At 70.4% G+C, this 17,931-nt stretch carries 17 protein-coding genes, 1 pseudogene and 1 riboswitch; of the genes and pseudogenes, 15 read left to right on the forward strand and 3 right to left on the reverse strand.

Features of this window, described 5'->3' with window-relative positions; genetic code table 11:
- Positions 1–2 precede the first annotated feature (2 nt).
- A complete protein-coding gene (locus tag ACQHII_RS01285) occupies positions 3–506 on the reverse strand; it encodes a cupin domain-containing protein (RefSeq protein ID WP_427917395.1) in 504 nt (167 codons plus the stop codon).
- Positions 507–669: 163 nt separating this feature from the next.
- Between ACQHII_RS01285 and ACQHII_RS01290 the strand changes: the two genes are divergently transcribed.
- From ACQHII_RS01290 to metX, 13 genes are all read left to right on the forward strand, one after another.
- On the forward strand, positions 670–1,122 hold the full coding sequence (locus ACQHII_RS01290; protein ID WP_427917396.1) for an RrF2 family transcriptional regulator: 453 nt from the start codon (positions 670–672) through the stop codon (positions 1,120–1,122).
- Positions 1,119–2,030, forward strand: a complete 912-nt coding sequence (locus ACQHII_RS01295; protein ID WP_427917397.1) for a DsbA family oxidoreductase — start codon at positions 1,119–1,121, stop codon at positions 2,028–2,030. Before ACQHII_RS01290 ends, ACQHII_RS01295 begins: the two co-directional genes overlap by 4 nt.
- A 490-nt stretch (positions 2,031–2,520) precedes the next feature.
- On the forward strand, positions 2,521–4,083 hold the full coding sequence (locus ACQHII_RS01300) for an ABC transporter substrate-binding protein (protein ID WP_427917398.1): 1,563 nt from the start codon (positions 2,521–2,523) through the stop codon (positions 4,081–4,083).
- 45 nt (positions 4,084–4,128) lie between these two features.
- A complete protein-coding gene (locus ACQHII_RS01305) occupies positions 4,129–5,160 on the forward strand; it encodes an ABC transporter permease (RefSeq protein ID WP_427917399.1) in 1,032 nt (343 codons plus the stop codon).
- Between the two features lie 2 nt (positions 5,161–5,162).
- A complete protein-coding gene (locus tag ACQHII_RS01310) occupies positions 5,163–6,062 on the forward strand; it encodes an ABC transporter permease (protein WP_427917400.1) in 900 nt (299 codons plus the stop codon).
- Positions 6,062–6,976, forward strand: a complete 915-nt coding sequence (locus ACQHII_RS01315; protein WP_427917401.1) for an ABC transporter ATP-binding protein — start codon at positions 6,062–6,064, stop codon at positions 6,974–6,976. Before ACQHII_RS01310 ends, ACQHII_RS01315 begins: the two co-directional genes overlap by 1 nt.
- Positions 6,973–7,809: an ABC transporter ATP-binding protein gene (locus ACQHII_RS01320; RefSeq protein ID WP_427917402.1), complete on the forward strand. Its 837-nt coding sequence runs from the start codon at positions 6,973–6,975 to the stop codon at positions 7,807–7,809. Before ACQHII_RS01315 ends, ACQHII_RS01320 begins: the two co-directional genes overlap by 4 nt.
- 52 nt (positions 7,810–7,861) lie before the next feature.
- Positions 7,862–9,202: an LLM class flavin-dependent oxidoreductase gene (locus ACQHII_RS01325; RefSeq protein ID WP_427917403.1), complete on the forward strand. Its 1,341-nt coding sequence runs from the start codon at positions 7,862–7,864 to the stop codon at positions 9,200–9,202.
- Positions 9,203–9,217: 15 nt separating this feature from the next.
- On the forward strand, positions 9,218–10,252 hold the full coding sequence (locus tag ACQHII_RS01330) for an LLM class flavin-dependent oxidoreductase (RefSeq protein WP_427917404.1): 1,035 nt from the start codon (positions 9,218–9,220) through the stop codon (positions 10,250–10,252).
- A gap of 1 nt (position 10,253) precedes the next feature.
- On the forward strand, positions 10,254–11,009 hold the full coding sequence (locus tag ACQHII_RS01335) for an alpha/beta hydrolase (RefSeq protein WP_427917405.1): 756 nt from the start codon (positions 10,254–10,256) through the stop codon (positions 11,007–11,009).
- Positions 11,010–11,065: 56 nt separating this feature from the next.
- Positions 11,066–11,623, forward strand: a complete 558-nt coding sequence (ssuE, locus tag ACQHII_RS01340; protein ID WP_427917406.1) for an NADPH-dependent FMN reductase — start codon at positions 11,066–11,068, stop codon at positions 11,621–11,623.
- A gap of 297 nt (positions 11,624–11,920) precedes the next feature.
- Positions 11,921–13,282, forward strand: coding sequence for a bifunctional o-acetylhomoserine/o-acetylserine sulfhydrylase (locus ACQHII_RS01345; protein ID WP_427917407.1), 1,362 nt, complete (start codon positions 11,921–11,923; stop codon positions 13,280–13,282).
- Positions 13,279–14,424: a homoserine O-acetyltransferase MetX gene (metX, locus tag ACQHII_RS01350; RefSeq protein ID WP_427925199.1), complete on the forward strand. Its 1,146-nt coding sequence runs from the start codon at positions 13,279–13,281 to the stop codon at positions 14,422–14,424. The genes ACQHII_RS01345 and metX overlap by 4 nt, the downstream gene beginning before the upstream one ends.
- A 15-nt stretch (positions 14,425–14,439) precedes the next feature.
- Here metX and ACQHII_RS01355 read toward each other — a convergent pair.
- Together ACQHII_RS01355 and ACQHII_RS01360 are read right to left on the reverse strand one after the other, a co-directional pair.
- A protein-coding gene (locus ACQHII_RS01355; protein ID WP_427925200.1) for an IS5 family transposase occupies positions 14,440–15,299 on the reverse strand; the annotation gives its coding sequence in 2 pieces (ribosomal slippage) (positions 14,440–14,954 and positions 14,954–15,299; 861 coding nt in all).
- A 70-nt stretch (positions 15,300–15,369) separates the two neighbouring features.
- A pseudogene (locus tag ACQHII_RS01360) lies at positions 15,370–15,564 on the reverse strand (signal peptidase II); the annotation flags it as partial.
- A 236-nt stretch (positions 15,565–15,800) separates the two neighbouring features.
- A riboswitch (SAM riboswitch) is annotated at positions 15,801–15,915 on the forward strand.
- On the opposite strand from ACQHII_RS01360, the gene ACQHII_RS01365 reads away from it, so the two are divergent.
- Both ACQHII_RS01365 and ACQHII_RS01370 read left to right on the forward strand, forming a co-directional pair.
- Entirely contained in the window at positions 15,893–16,063 is a 171-nt protein-coding gene (locus ACQHII_RS01365) for a putative leader peptide (RefSeq protein ID WP_427917408.1), read from the forward strand. (Overlaps the previous riboswitch by 23 nt.)
- Positions 16,064–16,310: 247 nt before the next feature.
- A complete protein-coding gene (locus ACQHII_RS01370; protein WP_427917409.1) occupies positions 16,311–17,930 on the forward strand; it encodes an ABC transporter substrate-binding protein in 1,620 nt (539 codons plus the stop codon).
- Position 17,931: the final 1 nt, after the last annotated feature.

Genomic DNA, 17,931 nt, shown 5'->3' on the forward strand with positions numbered 1-17,931 from the left:
CGTCAACTCCCGGCGCCCAGTACGTACAGCCCCGGAAGATTGACCACGATCGCCTCCTGGGTGCTGCGGGCGATGACGACCACGGCCTCTTCCGCGGGGTCGGGGTTCTCCTCACGGTGCGGGACGAACGGGGGGACGAAGATGTAGTCGCCGGGGGACGTGCGCAGGCGGATCTCCTCCGGCCGCGGTCCCGCGTCGTCGAGGAAGACGAACTCAGGGTGTCCGCTGACCACGTAGATCGCGGTCTCGGACTCGCCGTGGTGGTGGTCGGAGGAGGCCGTGGACGGGGCGACATGCGTCTGGCCCATCCACAGTTTCTCGGAGCCGACCGTCTTCCCGCTGACCGCGGCGAACCTGCGCATGCCGCCGCTCTGCGCCGTGTCGCCGTCGAGGGCGTCGGCGCGGATGTGGTGCAGACGGGTACGCAGGGGGGTTGCGGGCTGCCCTGCGGCATCGTGGAGATGGGGGTGGAAACCTTTGCCGGGGGTGGTCAACGGCTCGCTCATGGTCGGTGACGCTAGAGCCGCCCCGAAAAGGATGTCAAGAGGTGTCCATTGTCCTTCACCTGCGGCAATGTTCCCGCAATGTACGTGGGAGCGGATCGGCGATCCCGTGCGGGGAACCTGTGGAACTCCTCGTGCCGGGGTCCGCGTCGGGCATTATGTGCGCATGCATATCTCCGCGAAGGCGGACTACGCCACGCGGGCCCTGTTGGAGCTCGCCCGCGAACCTGCCCGTCCGCTCACGTGCGAGGCGATCGCCTCCTCGCAGCAGATCCCGTTCCGGTTCCTGAAGTCCGTGGTGGGTGAGTTGCGCAGAGCCGGTCTGGTCCGCAGCCAGCGCGGCTGCGAGGGCGGCTACTGGCTCGGCCGGCCCGCCGACGAGATCACGCTCCTGGACGTCTCCCGGGCCGTGGATGGTGAGTTGATCACCCTGCGCGGCGAACCACTGGCCGGGCTCGACTACCCGGGGCCCGCCTCCGGCCTGCCCGGAGTGTGGCGCCGTATCGAGGACGAAGCCGCCGCACTGCTGGGCGGCACGACCCTCGCCACCCTGCTGCCCGCCACCACCGACGAACAACACGCGGCGGACGAGCAGTTGAGCCGCCGGGGAGCCGCATGACGATCCCCGACGGCCAACTCCCGGTCGAAGTCGTCGAGTTCACGGATCCCCTGTGTCCCTGGGCCTGGGGATCCGAGCCCGTCTTCCGCCGGCTCCGGGCCTCCTTCGCGGGGCAGGTCCGCTGGCGTCGCGCGTACTGCATCCTCTTCGACCACGACGACGACCCGGCGCCCGACCCCGCGACGGAGACCGCCTGGTACGCGCGCTACGTCGAGGACATCGGCGCCCACACCCACGCCCCGCGAGCCCGTCGGCTGAGTCGGGTGGCCGCGAGTTCCTGGCCGGCCTCCCTGGTCGCCAAGGCGGCCGAAGCGCAGGGCGCCGAGGTGGCCGATCGGGTGCTGCGGCGACTGCGGGAGAGCGTGTTCGTGCTCGGGGAGCCCGCGGACACGGCCGAGTCCGCGATCTCCGCGGTGTCGGGCGTGCCCGGCCTCGATGCCGACCGGCTCGCGGCCGACGCGGCGTCGGAGGACGTGCTGGAGCGAGTACGCGCCGACCACGCCGAGGCGCGTCGTCCGGTCGACGAGGTCCTGTCGGTGCACGGCTGCGAGTCGCCGCATCCCGGCGCCGCCAAGGAGACCCCGGACGGTCGACACCGTTACGCGCTACCGACGTTGCTGGTGCGCGGCGCCACCGGCCACCGCGTCGTGCCCGGTTGGCGGCCGTACCAGGAGTACGTCTCGGCGGTCGTCGAACTCGGCCCCGGACTGGCGCCCGCTCCCACGGCACTGCCCGCGAAGGAGGCACTCGCGCGGTACCGGACGCTGACCGGGCCGGAGCTCGCGTCGCTGACCGACGGCCGCCCGTGGGCCCCCGGTGACGCCGTCCGCGTCCAGACCGGGAACGGGCCGCTGTGGCTGCACCCGGACGAGGCCGCGGTGCACCCCGCACTGACTCCCAGCGCCTGACAGGCCTCTGATCAGCGGTCAGAGACCGTCCCGCCCAATGAGACACCAATTGGTGTCCATTGACAGTCTCCGGCGACCGGCCCCAGGATGTGCAGCATGCTCACGACGCACCCCGGTGTGGTGTGCCGCTACGTGGACCTGCGGCGCACCTGTAGCGCTCTCTGTCGCTGACCCGCCGCCCCCGGCCCACAGGCGCCTGACCCCGTTCCCGTAGGTACCGGCGCCCCACCGCCTCGCCGACCGGCGCCCGTCGTCTCGCGCCGCGCCGTTCTCTCGCGCTTCGTCGCCTCTCTCCCTGCCTCCGTGTCCCGGCCTTCCCCGTGATCCGCCGACGCCTCATGCCTGGGCGCGGCATGCCCCCGTGCGTCCCGAAGCCGCACCGGCATGTCCGCCGTCCCGGTCCGTGGGGTGTCCGGTCCCCCGGTGTGCCGCCCCCGCTTCCTTTCCGCTGCCCCGGCGCGGCCGGGAGCCCTCGAAGAAAGAAACGAAGATGTCCGGACGACTCACGCCCCGCAGCCGGCGGGCGGCCTTCCGACCCGGCAGACTGCGTGCCGCCGCCCTGGGTACCGCCCTCGCCACCGTCCTCGTCCCCGGGCTCAGCGCCTGCGGCGGCGACGCCTCGACGGCCGGCGGCAACGCCACGCTGAAGTGGGCCTCCTCCTACTTCCCCGCCCACTGGGACCCGGTGGTCAGCGGCAGCGGCGCCCAGTTCCGCGAACTCGCCCTGGTCTACGCCTCGTTGACCCGCACGGACGCGACCGGCAAGGCCGTGCCCGACCTGGCCAAGAGCTGGGAGTACAACGCCAAGGGCGACCAGATCACCTTCCATCTGCGCTCCGGCCTCAAGTTCAGCGACGGTACGCCGGTCGACGCGACCGCCGTGAAGGACGCCATCGTCCGGGCCCAGAAGCAGAAGAACTCCGCGCTCTTCGGCGACCTCACCTCGATCAAGTCGGTGGACGCCGACGGACTGGACGCGGTGCTCCACCTCAGCCAGGTCGACTACCAGATTCCCCAACTCCTGGGCGAGCGCGTGCTCCAGATCGCCAGCCCCAAGGCGGCGAAGTCGCCCACCAAGCTGGACCAGAGCCCCGTAGGCGCGGGCCCGTTCATCGTCACGCAGCTCGTCCCGGGCACCAAGGTGCTGCTGAAGAAGAACCCGGACTACTGGGACGCCAAGAACATCCACATCGACAACGTCGAGCTGACCTCGGCGCCCGACGCGGCGACGGTCGTCTCCGGACTCCAGACCGGCGTCTACAACTTCGCCGACATCGCGCCCAGCCAGGCCGAGGCCGCGAAGAAGGCGGGCCTCGACGTCTTCGTCCAGCCCGGCTTCAACGCCAACAACATCAGCCTGAACGTCAACAAGGCCCCGTTCAACAACGACAAGGTCGTCGACGCGGTCCGCTACGCGATCAACCGCCAGGAGTTCGTGGACAAGCTGACCTTCGGCTACGGCTCGGTGACCAACCAGCCCTTCCCCAAGGGCTATGTGGCCTACGACCCGCAGTCCGCGAACGACTACGCCTACGACCCGGCCAAGTCCAAGCAGCTGCTCTCCGAGGCCGGCTACAAGGCGGGCCAGATCAAGCTGAACCTCGTCATCCCGGCCGAGGATCCCCAAGCGGAGATCGTCCAGGCGCAGTTGGCGAAGGTCGGCATCACCGTCAGCATCAAGGTCGACAAGAACTGGGCCACCCCGTTCTTCGCCAAGAACCTGACGTTCTCGCTCTACGGCACGACCGGGCGCGACTCGGCCGCGCAGACCCTGACCGCGCACTTCGGTCCGAACGGCCCGCTCAACCTCAGTACGCCGTACGAGCCTTCGGGCTTCGAGGCGGCCATCGCCAAGGTCCGGCAGACCCCGCTGGACTCGCCCGACTACGCGAAGGTCCTCCAGGCGGCGACCCGGGCGGGCCTCCAGAGCAAGGCACTGGTCTTCACCTACTCCTCGCCCAACCTCATCGCGAAGAGCAAGTCCATCTCCGCCCTGCCCAAGAACCCGGCACACATCGACTGGACCGGCGTGACCATCTCCGGCTCCAACTGACACTCCGTCATATCCCGTACAGCCACTACAGAGAGGGGGCAAACCATGACGACGACGGAGGCTCCGGCCGCACCACCCGACGTCCGTCACCGGGGCGCCACGACCGGAGCGCGGCACACGCTGGGCCGCGTCCTGGTCACCCTCGCCCGGTCGATCGCGATCTTCGTGCCCGTGTTCCTGGTCGCGACGTTCGTGACGTTCGCGCTGCGGTCACTGAGCGGGCTCAGCCCTGCGCGGATCCAGCTGGGCGAGGAGGCGACTCCCGAAGCGGTAGCCAGAGTCGAAGCACAGTGGGGCCTCAACCGGCCCTTCCTCGTCCAGTACGCGGACTGGCTGGGCGGCGTCCTGCACGGACAGCTCGGCACCAGCTGGACCAACGGCGCCGACATCTCCACCCTGATCGGCCTCGGCCTGGGCGTGAGCCTGTCGGTGGCGTTCTTCGCGCTGCTCATCGGCGTGGCCGTCGGCTTCGCCCTCGGCACGGTCGCCGCGCTGCGCCGCACCACCTGGGTCGACCGCGCGATCACGGGCTTCGTCACCGTCATCTCGGTGATGCCGGCCTTCGTCGTGGGCATCGTGCTGGTCGCGGTGTTCGCGGTGGGACTGCACGTCTTCCCGTCCGCCGGCTACGTCCCGGCGGCGCAGGGCGTGGGCCCCTGGCTCGCCCATATCACCCTGCCCGCCGTCGCGTTGAGCTTCGACGTCATCGCGGACGTCGCCCGTCAACTCCGTACGAGCCTCATCGCGGCCTATCGCGAGAACTACGTGACGGGCGCCGTCGTACGGGGGCTCAGTCCACGGCGGATCTTCTTCGGGCATGTGCTGCGCAACGGGCTCGGCCCCGCGCTCGCCACGCTCGGGCTCAAGTTCCCGACGCTGGTCGGTGCCTCCGTCGTCACCGAGTGGATCTTCGGACTCCAGGGCTTCGGCCGGTTCGCCAACGACTCCGCCCAGGCCGGTGATGTACCGGCCGTACAAGGGGTGTTGGTGGTGTCGATCGTCCTGGTCGTCGTCTTCAACCTGATCGTCAACCTCGTGCTGGCGCGTGTGACGCCGGCCTCGCAGCGGGGGGTGTGACCATGGTGCGCCGCGTGCTCTCCCTGACGTCCGGCCGGATCGCCCTGGTGATCCTGACCGTGATCGCCCTGCTCGCCGCCCTCGGGCCGTTCATCGCGCCCGACAACCCCCTCGCCACCAGTTCCGACACCCTCGCCGACGCGTCCGGCGCGCACTGGCTCGGCACGGACTACCTCGGCCGCGATGTGCTGAGCCGACTGCTCGACGGCTCCCGGGTCAGCGTGCTCGGCTCGCTCGAAGTCGCGCTCACCGCACTGGGAGTCGGGGCGATCCCCGGCATCCTGTCCGTCTACTTCGGCCGGCTCTTCGAGTGGCTCACCCTCCGCCTGACCGACACGCTGGTCGCACTGCCCTTCCTGCTGTTCGCCGTCGCCGTGGTCGCCCTGCTCGGCAACGGCATCACGCAGGCGATGCTGGTCACGGGCGTACTGGTCTCCCCGCTGTTCTACCGGGTCGCCCGCGCCGCGACCCTGTCCGTGGCCCGCTCGCCCTATGTGGAAGCGGCGCTCGTCTCCGGCGCCTCCATCGGCTGGGTCGTGCGCCGGCACGTCTGGGTCAAGGTACTCCCGCCGATCGCGGTGGCCCTCGCGCAGACCATCGGAGTCGGCTTCGTCATCGTCTCGACGCTGACCTTCCTGGGCATCGGCGTCCAGCCGCCCGCACCCACCTGGGGCGGACTGCTCGCCTCGGACCTCGGCTATCTCACCCAGAAGCCGTGGGCACCGCTCACCCCCGCCCTGCTGATCATGGTCACCGTCTGGGCCTGCAACCTGCTCGCCGACGCGATCCGCGACGTCTCCGGCGAGGCGGGCCGCGCGCTCGTCAACAACCGCAAGGCGCACACCAATCGCCGCGCCGGCGCGTCCGCCGATCCCGCTCACGTGCACGCCGGAGGTGCGTGATGGCTACCGTCTCCACGAAGGTCCTGGCCCAACCCGCGGCATCCGATACGGCGGGCCCCGTCCACCCGACGGTCGGTCCCGCCGACCCCGTTCTGTCCGTACGCGACATACGCATCAGCGACCAGGCCGCAGGCCAGGAGATCGTCCACGGCGTCAACTTCACGCTCGCGCCCGGCACTTCCGTCGGCATCGTGGGCGAGTCCGGCAGCGGCAAGACCCTCACCTGCCGGGCGTCGCTCGGCATCCTGCCCGCCCACTTCGAGGTCACCGGCGGCTCGATCGAGATCGACGGCCAGGACATCTCCGGGCTCTCCTCCGCACAGTGGACGGCCCTGCGGGGCGCCACGATCAGCGCGGTCTTCCAGGACCCGGCGTCCTATCTCAACCCCTCGATCCGCGTCGGCGCGCAGATCACCGAGGTCCTCCGCGTCAAGAAGGGACTGAAGCGGCGCGAAGCCCGCCGCCAGGCGATCGACCTCCTCCACGCCGTGCATCTGCGCGACCCGGAGCTGGTCTACAGCCAGTACACCTACGAGCTGTCCGGCGGCATGCTCCAACGGGTCCTGATCGCCGCCGCGATCGCCGCCGGCCCGCGCATCCTCATCGCCGACGAGGCCACCACCGCGCTCGACGTCACCGTCCAGGCCGAGATCCTCGACCTGCTGGCCGACCTGCGCGAACGCACCGGGCTGGCGCTGGTCCTGGTCTCCCACGACCTGGCCGTCGTCGCCCAGCTGTGCGACGAGGTCCTCGTCATGCGACAGGGCGAGGTGGTCGAACAGGGCCCGACGCACGAGGTGTTGCACAAGCCGCGGCACGAGTACACACGACTGCTGATCGCCGAGCACGAACAGTACGGCCTGGACAAGTTCCTCGCCCCGGAAGCCACAGAGGTCGCGGAGGACAACGCATGAGCGGGGAACTCGCCGATCCCGTCCTCGAGGTCACCGGCCTCGACGTCCACTACGGCCTGCGCCGACGCCGCCGCCAGGCCCTGAACCAGGTCTCCTTGAGCATCGCCCCGGGAGAGACGGTCGGGATCATCGGCGAGACCGGCTCCGGCAAGTCGACGCTCGCGCGGGCCGTGCTCGGCCTGGTGCGCGCCTCGGCGGGGTCGATCGTGATCGACGGCGAGGAGGTGAGCGCGTACGGCCACCGCCAGTGGCGCGCGCTGCGCCGCCGGGGTGTGATCCAGTACGTCTTCCAGGATCCGCTCCGCAGCCTCGACCCGGACGTGACGGTCGAAGCGTCCCTGGCCGAACCGCTGTTGATCCAGGGCGTCTCCCGGCAGGAGGCGGCGTCACGGGTGCGCGCGTTCCTCGACCGCGTCCGGCTCTCCGAGGATCTGCTCGACCGGCTGCCCGGCGAGTTGTCCGGCGGTCAGCGTCAACGGGTCGCCGTGGCAAGGGCGTTGGTGACCGAACCGCGACTGGTCATCCTCGACGAGCCGGTCAGCGCCCTCGACTCCGCCAACCGCGTACAGATCCTCCAGATCCTCAAGGAACTCCGCGCCGACGGCGTCGCCCTCGTCTTCATCTCCCACGACCTCGGGTCCGTCGCCGGGGTCGCGGATCGCATCGCGGTGCTGTACCAGGGCGAGTTGGTCGAGGTCGGCGCCGCCGCCGACGTCATCAACCAGCCGCAGCACGTCTACACCCGCCTGCTCGTCCGCTCCGCGCCGACCCTGCACAGCGCGGCGGCCGACCGCGCCGAACGCGAGGCCCTGCGCGCCCTGCTGCACGCCTGACACCCTCAGGTCTGACGTCTCCTCAACTTCCCTTCACAGAACAGGAACAGCCATGTCCCGCACGCTCCACCTCGCCCTCCACCCCTACGGCGTCGGCGGTCCCGGCCAGCACGGTCTGTGGAAGGACCCGCGCGTCGCGAAGAACGCCAGCATCGACATCAACTACTACATCCGGCTGGCGCAGGCGGCCGAACACGCCCTGTTCGACGCCCTGTTCATCGTCGACAGCCAGTTCATCAACTCGACCTACCCCGCGCACTACCTCAACCGCCTCGAACCGCTGACCCTGTTGTCGGCGGTGGCCACCCACACCAAGCACCTCGGCCTGGTGGGCACGGCGAGTTCGACGTACAACTCACCCTTCAACCTCGCCCGCCGCTTCGCCTCGCTCGACCACATCAGCGGCGGTCGGGCCGGCTGGAACGTCGTCACCAGCTTCGACACCGGCACCGCGCGGAACTTCGGCCTCGACGAGCACCTCGACTACGCCACCCGCTACGGCCGCGCCCTGGAGTTCGTGCAGGTGGCCCGGGGGCTGTGGGACTCCTACGAGGACGACGCGTTCCCGGCGAACGTCGAGCGGGGTGTCTTCCTCGACCCGACCAAGCTGCACGAACTCGACCACACGGGAGAGCACTTCAAGATCGCGGGCCCACTCAACCTCTCCCGCTCCCCGCAAGGCCAGCCGGTGATCTTCCAGGCGGGTGTGTCCGAGGAGGGCCGCGATCTCGCCGCGCAGGTGGCCGAGGGCATCTTCGCGCCCGGGGGCACCCTGGAGTCGTCACGCGACTACTACGCCGACGTCAAGCAGCGCGCGGCCGCCTACGGCCGCGACCCCGAGCACGTCAAGATCCTCATCCACGGCGGCCCGGTCGTCGCCGCCACCGACGAGGCGGCCCGCCGCCGCGAGCGGGAGATCTTTGAGGAGGACGACGACTTCAGCCGCAACCTGGCGCTGCTGGGCCGCTCCTTCGGGGCGTACGACTTCAGCGTGCACGACCTGGACGCACCCTTCCCGGATGTCGCCCACCTCGCCGAGAAGGGCGGGCGCACGGGTGCCGCGCAGCTCATCGAGCGGGCCAGGACCGAGAACCTGACCCTGCGTCAAGTAGCGGAGTCGGTCAACCAGTTCCGGCAGTCGCCGTTCGTCGGAGACCCGCAGACGGTGGCCGACACCATCCAGCAGTGGTTCGAGGCCCGCGCCTTCGACGGCATCAACCTCGCCTTCCGGACCGAGGAGGAGCTGAACCACTTCGTCGACGGCGTCGTCCCGATCCTCCAGAAGCGCGGCCTGTTCCGCACCGAGTACACGTCCGACACCCTGCGCGGCAACCTCGGTCTGCCGATCCCCGCCAACCGTCACTCCCGCGAGCGCCGGCTCGTGAACGACTGAGCGGGCCGGTACCTCATGACGAACGAGAGACCACGCTTCCGGCTCGGTTTCCTCACCCACGTCCAGAGCCGCGACGACGACATCGCCCGCACCTACCGCAACGCGCAGGAACTCTTCGTCGTGGCCGACGAGTTGGGCTTCGACGTCGGCTGGGTCGCCCAGCACCACGTCTCCCTCGGGGGCGGCGGACTGTCCTCGCCGTGGACCTTCCTCGCCCACGCGGCGGGCCGTACGACCCGCATCCGGCTCGGCACGGCCGTCACCGTCCTGCCCCTGGAGGACTCGGTCCGGCTCGCCGAGGACATCGCCACCGTAGACACGCTCAGCGGAGGCCGCGTGGAGTTCGGCGCGGGCAGTGGATCGAGCGAGGTGGAGTACGCGGCGTTCGGCAAGGACACGGCCCGCAGACGCGAACTGACCAGCGAGAACCTCGACATCGTGCGCCGGGCTCTCGACGGTCGCGAGGTGGGCACGGCCGGCTTCCGCATCCAACCCCGACCCGGCGACTTCAACGACCGTGTCTGGCAAGGGGTGTTCAGCGCGCAGGGTGCCGAGTACGCGGCACGGAACGGCTCGAACCTCCTCCTCAACCGGGCCGCCTACGGCTTCGACGCTCCCACGGACGAGGTGCAACGCCCTTGGGCGGAAACCTACTTGGCCGCCTGGGACCGGCCGCACCGCCCACGCATCGGCCTCTCGCGCTTCGTCTTCCCGGCCAAGGACCGGCGCACCGCGCTCGCGGCGATCGGCGACGACGTCCACCGGGCCGCGCTGCGCATGGCGGAGCACGGCGCGTTCCCCAAGGGCCTTGACCAGGAAGAGGCGTTGCGCCGCTTCCACTCCTTCTACGGCCACCCGGAGGAGATCGTCGAGGCGCTCGGGCAGGAGCAGGTGCTGCCCGTCGCGACGGACCTGATCACCCAGTTCAACCCCGCCGTCCCCGACCACGACGCGGCCGTCCGCGCCCTCGAACTGATCGCGACCGAAGTGGCACCCGCGTTGGGCTGGAAGCCCGCGCCGGCGGCCGAACCCGCATCCGCAGGAGTGTGAAGTGACCCAGTACAGCGACTACTTCGGCCCCGAGGGCCTCCTCGTCCGGGGCACGATCCTGATCGTCCCCGGCCGTGGCGAGACCCGGGCCACCTACACCCGCTTCGGCAGGCGGCTCGCCGCCGACGCCTACCGGGTCCGCGTGGTCGACGCCCCCGACCTGGACACCGAGGACCTGACCGGCCTCGCCGCCCGCCTCTCCGAGGCCGCCGAGGACACGACCGCGGAGGAGGATGTCGTACGACCCCTCGTCCTCGTTGGAGCCGACGCGGGCGCCGCCGCCGTAGCCGCGCTGCTCGGCCGGGAATCCGGCATTCGACCCGACGCGGTGGTTCTCGCGGGCCTCCCCGGCCGAGCCCCCGGCACCACCGCCACCGCCGGCACCTGGGACGAGGAGCTCGACGTCCGCACCTCCTGCCCCGCCCACCGGGGCACCCTCACCCAGGACCCCGAGGTGCGGCGCGGCTCGCTCGACGAAGCGATCCCGGAGGCGGTGCTCGCCGCCGCCTACGACAGCGAGGCCGCCGTACCGGCGCTGCTTCTGGTCGGCGACGCCGATACCCTCGCGGACCACGAGGCGCTCGCGCACACCGCCAAGTCCCTTGCCCGGGCCAGGTTTTCGGTCGTGCACGGCGCTCACCACGACGTCCTCAACGACCTCCAGCACCGTTCGGTGGCCGCCGAGGTGGTCACCTTCCTGGAGACCCTGCGCAACGAACTCCGGCCGCTGGTCACGGTGCGGTCGAGCGCCTGGTGAGCGTCCGCCCGTCCACCCGGTACACCGCCTGAACCCCGACCTCGGAAGGTCCCGTCATGGCCTCGATCCTGTCCGTCTCCGGCAGCCCCTCTCCCACCTCCCGCACCACCCGGCTCCTGCGCCACCTGGACGACCGGCTCCGCCGCCAGGGTCATGACGTGACTTCGCTGGAGGTGCGCACCCTGCCCGCGCAGGCGCTGCTGGGCGCCGACTTCGGCCATCCGGCGATCGTCGCCGCGACAGCCCTGTTCGAGCAGGCGGACGGAGTGGTGATCGGCACGCCGGTCTACAAGGCCGCCTACTCGGGCCTGTTGAAGTCGCTGCTCGACCTGCTCCCGCAGTACGCGCTGGCCGGCAAGACGGTGCTGCCGCTGGCCACCGGTGGCAGTACGGCCCATGTGCTGGCGATCGACTACGCGTTGCGTCCGGTGCTGAGTTCCATGGGGCCCTCGCACATCGTGCCGGGCTGGTTCACGCTCGACAAGGACATCACGGTCGGCGAGGACGGCACCCTGACCGTGGCGCCCGCCACCGCCTCGGCGCTGGAGCAGGTCACGGATCTCTTCTCCAGCGCGCTGGGTGGCCGTACGGCGGTGCTCGCGTCCGCGGGGTGAACGGTGCCGGGGGCAGGCGTGGTTGTGGCAGTCGTGTTTCAACTGCCCACGTCACGCTGGTTCTCCGGCACCGGCTGTGGTTCTCTCACTGCATGACCGTGCTCGTGACCCGCCGCCACGTCGACTACGTGCGTGTCACCAGCACGGGGTGTCCCGCCCTGAGCTGACGCTCCGCTCCGGCATCCGATTCCCCTCTTCACGAGCGCGCCGCGCCGGTGTTCGCCGTGCCTTCTTTCAGGACAGCGGCCCCGCGGTCGTCTCGCCCCACGCACCCGCACGCCCGCACAAGGGAGAACCATGAGCCAGCCCATCGATTCCGTCACCGGGGGTCACACGCCCGAGGACGAGCCCGCAGGTCCGGACACCTCGGCCTGGTCGTTCGAGACCAAGCAGATCCACGCCGGCGCCGTACCGGACCCGACGACCGGGGCGCGGGCGACGCCGATCTACCAGACCAGCTCGTTCGTCTTCCGCGACACCCAGCACGCGGCCGACCTCTTCGCGCTCGCGGAGCCGGGCAACATCTACACCCGCATCCACAACCCCACCCAGGACGTCTTCGAGCAGCGCGTGGCCGCGCTGGAGGGCGGTGTCGCCGCGGTGGCCCTGGCCTCCGGGCAGGCCGCGGAGACCCTGGCGATCCTGACGCTGGCGTCCGCGGGCGACCACCTGGTGTCCAGCACGTCCCTGTACGGCGGGACGTACAACCTGTTCCGCCACACGCTGCCCAAGTTCGGCATCGAGGTGTCCTTCGTCGACGACCCGGACGACCTGGACGCCTGGCGCGCGGCGATCCGGCCGAACACGAAGGCCCTGTTCGCCGAGACGCTCGGCAACCCGCGCGGCAACGTCCTCGATGTGCGAGGGGTGGCGGACGTCGCGCACGAGGCGGGCGTCCCGCTGATCGTGGACAACACCGTGCCGACCCCGTATCTGCTGCGGCCGATCGAGCACGGCGCCGACATCGTCGTCCACTCGGCGACGAAGTTCCTCGGCGGGCACGGCACCACCATCGGCGGTGTCGTGGTCGACGGCGGCACCTTCGACTTCGGCGCGCACGCCGGGCGGTTCCCCGACTTCAGTGAGCCGGACCCCAGCTACCACGGCCTGCGGTACTGGCCGGCGCTCGGTCCGGGCGCCTTCGCCATCAAGCTGCGCGTGCAGCTGCTGCGCGACCTCGGCCCGGCGATCTCGCCGCACTCCTCGTTCCTGCTCCTCCAGGGCGTGGAGACGCTGAGCCTGCGCATCGAGCGCCACTCGTCCAACGCCCAGGCCCTCGCGGAGTGGCTGGAGCAGCGTGACGAGGTGGCGGCCGTCCACTACCCGGGACTTGAGTCCAACAGGTGGTACCAGGCGGGGCAGCGCTACCTTCCGCGCGGCGCCGGGGCGGTGCTCGCCTTCGAACTGCGGGACGGGGTCGAGGCCGGGAAGCGGTTCGTGGACGCGGTCGAGCTGTTCAGTCATCTCGCCAACATCGGGGACGTACGCAGTCTCATCATCCACCCCGCGTCGACGACCCACAGTCAGCTGGACGAGGCCCAGTTGGCGGCGACCGGCACCTCGCCGGGTCTGGTGCGCCTGTCCGTCGGCATCGAGAACCTCGCCGATCTGAAGGCCGACCTGGAGGCCGGGTTCCGCGCGGCCAAGGGCGCGTCCTGAACACCGTACCGACTCCGTCCGCGGTCCCCCTTCCGCCGGCCTCCGGGGCCTGGCGGGAGGGGGACCCGCCCGGGCGCCGTCAGTGGCACACCCGGGAGAAACCTCTCGCGCTGGAGGCGGGCGGTGAACTGCCCGGTGTGCGGCTGGCGTTCGAGACCTGGGGGCACCTCGCACCGGATCGCTCGAACGCCGTACTCGTACTCCACGCACTCACCGGCGACAGCCATGTCGCCGGCCCCGCCGGGCCCGGTCACCCCACCCCCGGCTGGTGGGACGCGCTGATCGGACCGGGACGGGCCCTGGACACGGACCGCTGGTTCGTCGTCGCGCCGAACGTGCTCGGCGGCTGCCAGGGCAGCACGGGCCCGTCGTCGCTCCGCCCGGACGGGCGACGGTGGGGCGGGAGCTTCCCGTTCCTGACGCAGCGCGACCAGGTGGCCGTGGAGGCGGGCCTGGCGGACGAACTGGGCATCCAGCGTTGGGCGTTGGTGCTCGGCGGATCCATGGGCGGGATGCGGGCGCTGGAGTGGGCCGTCACGTATCCGGAGCGTACGGACGCACTCCTGCTGCTGGCCACCACCGCCTCGGCGAGCGCGGAGCAGATCGCGTGGACCGACATCCAGCTCCACGCGATCCGTTCGGACCCGCACTGGCAGGGCGGTGACTACCACGACACCGACCCGGGTCCGCACGTCGGGCTCGGCCTGGCCCGCCGTCTGGCCCATGTCACCTACCGCAGCGAGCAGGAGCTGGCGGTCCGCTTCGGCCGTGCGCCCCAGGACGCGGAGGATCCGTGGAACGGCGGCCGGTACCAGGTCGAGTCGTATCTCGACCATCACGCGGCCAAGTTGGTGCGGCGATTCGACGCGGGCAGCTATGTCACGCTGGCGGAGACGATGAACAGTCACGACATCGGCCGCGACCGCGGTGACACGCGAGCGGCCCTGCGCCGGGTGACCGCGCGCACACTTGTCGCCGGAGTCGACTCCGACCGGCTCTACCCACCGTCCCAGCAGGCGGAGTTGGCGAACGGCATCCCCGGCGCGGACCGTCTCCGCGTGATCGATTCTCCCTACGGCCACGACGGATTCCTGATCGAGACGGAGCAAGTAGCCGCGCTGGTACGCGAACTCGTCGGCTAGGGCGTTTCTTGTGGATCAGCGTGCGGACCAGATGAAGATGCCCGCGATGTGCAGTGCGGCAAGGTAGACGGTGGCGGTCTTGTCGTATCGAGTGGCAAGGCCGCGCCACTGCTTGAGCTTGTTGATGCACCGCTCGACAGTGTTGCGCTGCCGGTAGGCGGTCTTGTCGAAGGCGGGTGGCCTGCCGCCGGACCGGCCCCGCCGCCTGCGCTTGGCGATCTGGTCGGCAGGCTGCGGGATGACGGCCCGGATGCCGCGGCGGCGCAGGTGGGTGCGGATGGCCCGGGAGGAATACGCCTTGTCCGCCAGGACTGTCTCCGGGGTGGTCCGGGGCCGTCCGACCGGCCGGGCCACCCTCAAGCGGGCCATGACCTCAGTGAATGCGGGTGCATCACCCGCCTGTCCCGGTGTGAGGCAGAAGGCCAGGGGGCGGCAACGTCCGTCGGCAACCAGATGGATCTTGGTGGTCAGTCCGCCGCGGGAGCGACCGAGGGCATGGTCGTGCGGCTCGCCGGCCGGGGCCCCTTTTGACGGGCCCCGGCGGCGTGCTGGTGGGCGCGGACGATGGTGGAATCGACGGCGACGACCCAGTCGAGGTCGCCTTCGGAGTCGGCCTGGGCCAGCAGCGCGGCGAAGACCTTCTCCCAGGTGCCGTCGGCCGCCCACTTCCGTAGCCGGTTGTGGACGCCCTTCCAGGAGCCGAACTCCTCGGGCAGGTCCATCCACGGGCAGCCGGTGCGGTACTTGAAGGCGATCGCGTCGATCACCTGCCGATGATCCCGCCACCGCCCACCCCGCCTCGGTGCCCGATCGGGTAACAGCGGCTCGATCCGGGCCCACTGGGCGTCAGTCAACGACACACCCAGACCAACGATCAGATGATCCGAAGGAAACGCCCTAGCGGCGCGGCGCCGCCGGCACGATCGGGTTCGGCGGCGACGACCGTCAGCCCGGGACGACGATCCCGCCCTTCCGGCGGTCCCGCAGGCCGGATCCGTCCGGGGAGAAGCCCAGGGAGGAGAGCAGGATCATGAGGGCTCCACCGGGCGCCCGGAAGATCCGGTCCGTCAGCTTGCCGAGCGCACCTCCGAGCAGCAGACCCGGGGCGAGAGCCCACGGGAGGCTGTGGAGCTTGCGTGAGCCCGGGCGCCGGCTTCGGTTCCCGCTGTCTCACGCGGCGCCGCCGAGCCGGGCGATGAACGCCTCGCGGCCGAGGGAGGGCAGGCGGGCGGAGATCACACCCGGAAAACAGCCACGGAGTCCGGTCGGCCGGGCGGAGCGCGATCCGCAGCCGGGCGATTCCGGGCCGGGCAGCAGCCTAGCCGTCTCCACCCCGGCATTGACGCACGGCGACACCGCTCCATACGATCAACAGTGGCATTGAGTGTCAGCGTCCGATCCTGGCCGAACGACCGGCAGCCCCCCGACGCAGTGGGGCGCCCAGGGCGAACGCCCGGCAGGGAAGCTGATGGCTCTGCGAAAGCGCGATCCCGTGACCGGGGTCCCGGACATGGAGGACGGCGTGCCCAACAGCTACGACCCGAGTGCCTCCTGTCACGACGCCGTCGTCTTCTCCCGGCTCTCGCGCCGGCGCCACATCGACCTGCAGCGCTTCACCAGCTGTCTGTGTCAGAGCTGACCTTGTCCGGCCTTCCGGGCCGACGTCTGTCCGCCCTTCGAAGCTGACATCTCCGGTCGCCCGTCTCGCACGGGCCGCTTCCCCCCTTCTCCCACGGGTCGACGTATGCACGGGTGTGTCCCGCGCCGGTCGACGCGTTTTCCACGCTTCAGGAGTCCCGCCCCCGCCGGGGTCGGCACCGTCCGCGTCCAGCCACGGTCCGCGCAGGTCCGTGTGCACGCGGTGATACGAGTAGGAGCACCTCTCCGTGACAGCACATCCGGTCTCCCGAACCACTCGACGAGCGGCTACGGCCGCGCTTCTGACCACCAGTTTCCTGCTGACCGCCTGCGGATCGGGGGGCGGTGGCTCCGACGCCGGCGGCGGACGGGCCAGGTCCGGTGGCACCCTGACCTTCGCGGTGGGCTCCGACGCCGGTTGCGTGGACCCGCAGCAGGTGGCCAGCAACGACACCATCTACTCGGTACGGCAGATCGTGGACTCCCTCACCGACCAGGACCCCGCGACCGGCAAGATCGTGCCATGGCTGGCGAAGACCTGGGACATCAGCTCCGACGCGACGACGTTCACCTTCCATCTCAGATCGGGTGTCACCTTCAGCGACGGTTCCAAGCTGACGGCGCAGGTCGTCAAGGACAACTTCGACGCGGTGCCGAAGCTCGGCGCGCTGGGCACTCTCGCCGAGGGCTATCTGAGCGGCGTCAAGAGCACCACCGTGGTCGACCCGCTCACCGTCAGGGTGACCTTCCAGCAGCCCAACGCCCAGTTCCTGCAAGCCACTTCGACCCACTCGCTGGGCATCGAGTCGTCGGCGAGCGCGAGGAAGAGCCCGCAGGAGAAGTGCAGCCAGGGAGTGGTCGGCTCCGGGCCCTTCGTGCTCAAGCAGTATGTGCAGAACCAGTCGATCACGCTCGCCAAGCGCACCGGGTACACCTGGGGTTCCTCGCTGTGGCACAAGAGCGGGGAGGCCTATCTCGACAAGGTGGTCTTCAAGGTCGTACCCGAGGCCGGAGTTCGCGCCGGCAGTCTCCAGTCGGGGCAGGTGGACGCGATCAGCAGCGTCGGCAAGGCCAACGAGGCGGCCCTCAAGGGCGGTCAGGTCACCCTTCAGCGCCGGGCCAATCCCGGTGTGGTGTTCGGCCTGGCGTTCAACAACTCGCGGCCGGTGCTGAAGGACGCGCGGGTGCGTCAGGCCATCGGGTTCGCCATCGACCGCAAGCAGATCGCCGACACGGTGTTCCCGACCGGGACCCGGCCCGCGACCAGCGTCCTGGCGCACACCACACCCGACTACGCCGACCTGTCCTCGGACCTGACGACCGACGCGGCCAGGGCGAAGTCCCTTCTGGACGCGGCCGGTTGGAGGACCGGTAGCGACGGCATCCGGACGAAGGACGGCAGGAAGCTGACCCTGACCGTCGACTGGGGCCCCAACTCAGCAACCAACCAGCCCGCGTTGGAGCTGATCCAGCAGCAACTGAAGGCCGTCGGCGTCGGCCTGACGCTCAAGGAGATCCAGATCACCCAGTTCGCCCCGACACTTCAGTCCGGCGACTACGACGCGGCATGGAGCAATGTGACCCGCGCCGACCCGGACATCCTGCGCAGCTCCTTCTCCACCGGGCTGGCCAACTTCTACCGCCTTCCCGTGACCCCGCTGGACACCTCGCTGACCGGACAGGCGGCGACCACGGACACCGCGAAGCGCGGCCAACTGGTCAAGCAGGCTCAGGAGTTGATCGTCCAGAACGCCTACTACGCACCGGTGGTGGAGCTCCAGACCCAGATCGGCGTGGCGAAGAAGGTGCACGACCTGAACTTCGACGCCTCCAGCCGGATCCAGCTGCACGACACCTGGATCGGCTGAC

The organism is Streptomyces sp. cg40 (genome assembly GCF_050320165.1).
GTDB lineage: Bacteria > Actinomycetota > Actinomycetes > Streptomycetales > Streptomycetaceae > Streptomyces > Streptomyces hokutonensis.

Coding starts and splice junctions, on each gene's coding strand:
- ACQHII_RS01285 (WP_427917395.1), bottom strand. CDS start 506: ATGAGCGAGCCGTTGACCACCCCCGGCAAAGGTTTCCACCCCCATCTC.
- ACQHII_RS01290 (WP_427917396.1), top strand. CDS start 670: ATGCATATCTCCGCGAAGGCGGACTACGCCACGCGGGCCCTGTTGGAG.
- ACQHII_RS01295 (WP_427917397.1), top strand. CDS start 1,119: ATGACGATCCCCGACGGCCAACTCCCGGTCGAAGTCGTCGAGTTCACG.
- ACQHII_RS01300 (WP_427917398.1), top strand. CDS start 2,521: ATGTCCGGACGACTCACGCCCCGCAGCCGGCGGGCGGCCTTCCGACCC.
- ACQHII_RS01305 (WP_427917399.1), top strand. CDS start 4,129: ATGACGACGACGGAGGCTCCGGCCGCACCACCCGACGTCCGTCACCGG.
- ACQHII_RS01310 (WP_427917400.1), top strand. CDS start 5,163: ATGGTGCGCCGCGTGCTCTCCCTGACGTCCGGCCGGATCGCCCTGGTG.
- ACQHII_RS01315 (WP_427917401.1), top strand. CDS start 6,062: ATGGCTACCGTCTCCACGAAGGTCCTGGCCCAACCCGCGGCATCCGAT.
- ACQHII_RS01320 (WP_427917402.1), top strand. CDS start 6,973: ATGAGCGGGGAACTCGCCGATCCCGTCCTCGAGGTCACCGGCCTCGAC.
- ACQHII_RS01325 (WP_427917403.1), top strand. CDS start 7,862: ATGTCCCGCACGCTCCACCTCGCCCTCCACCCCTACGGCGTCGGCGGT.
- ACQHII_RS01330 (WP_427917404.1), top strand. CDS start 9,218: ATGACGAACGAGAGACCACGCTTCCGGCTCGGTTTCCTCACCCACGTC.
- ssuE (WP_427917406.1), top strand. CDS start 11,066: ATGGCCTCGATCCTGTCCGTCTCCGGCAGCCCCTCTCCCACCTCCCGC.
- ACQHII_RS01345 (WP_427917407.1), top strand. CDS start 11,921: ATGAGCCAGCCCATCGATTCCGTCACCGGGGGTCACACGCCCGAGGAC.
- ACQHII_RS01365 (WP_427917408.1), top strand. CDS start 15,893: ATGGCTCTGCGAAAGCGCGATCCCGTGACCGGGGTCCCGGACATGGAG.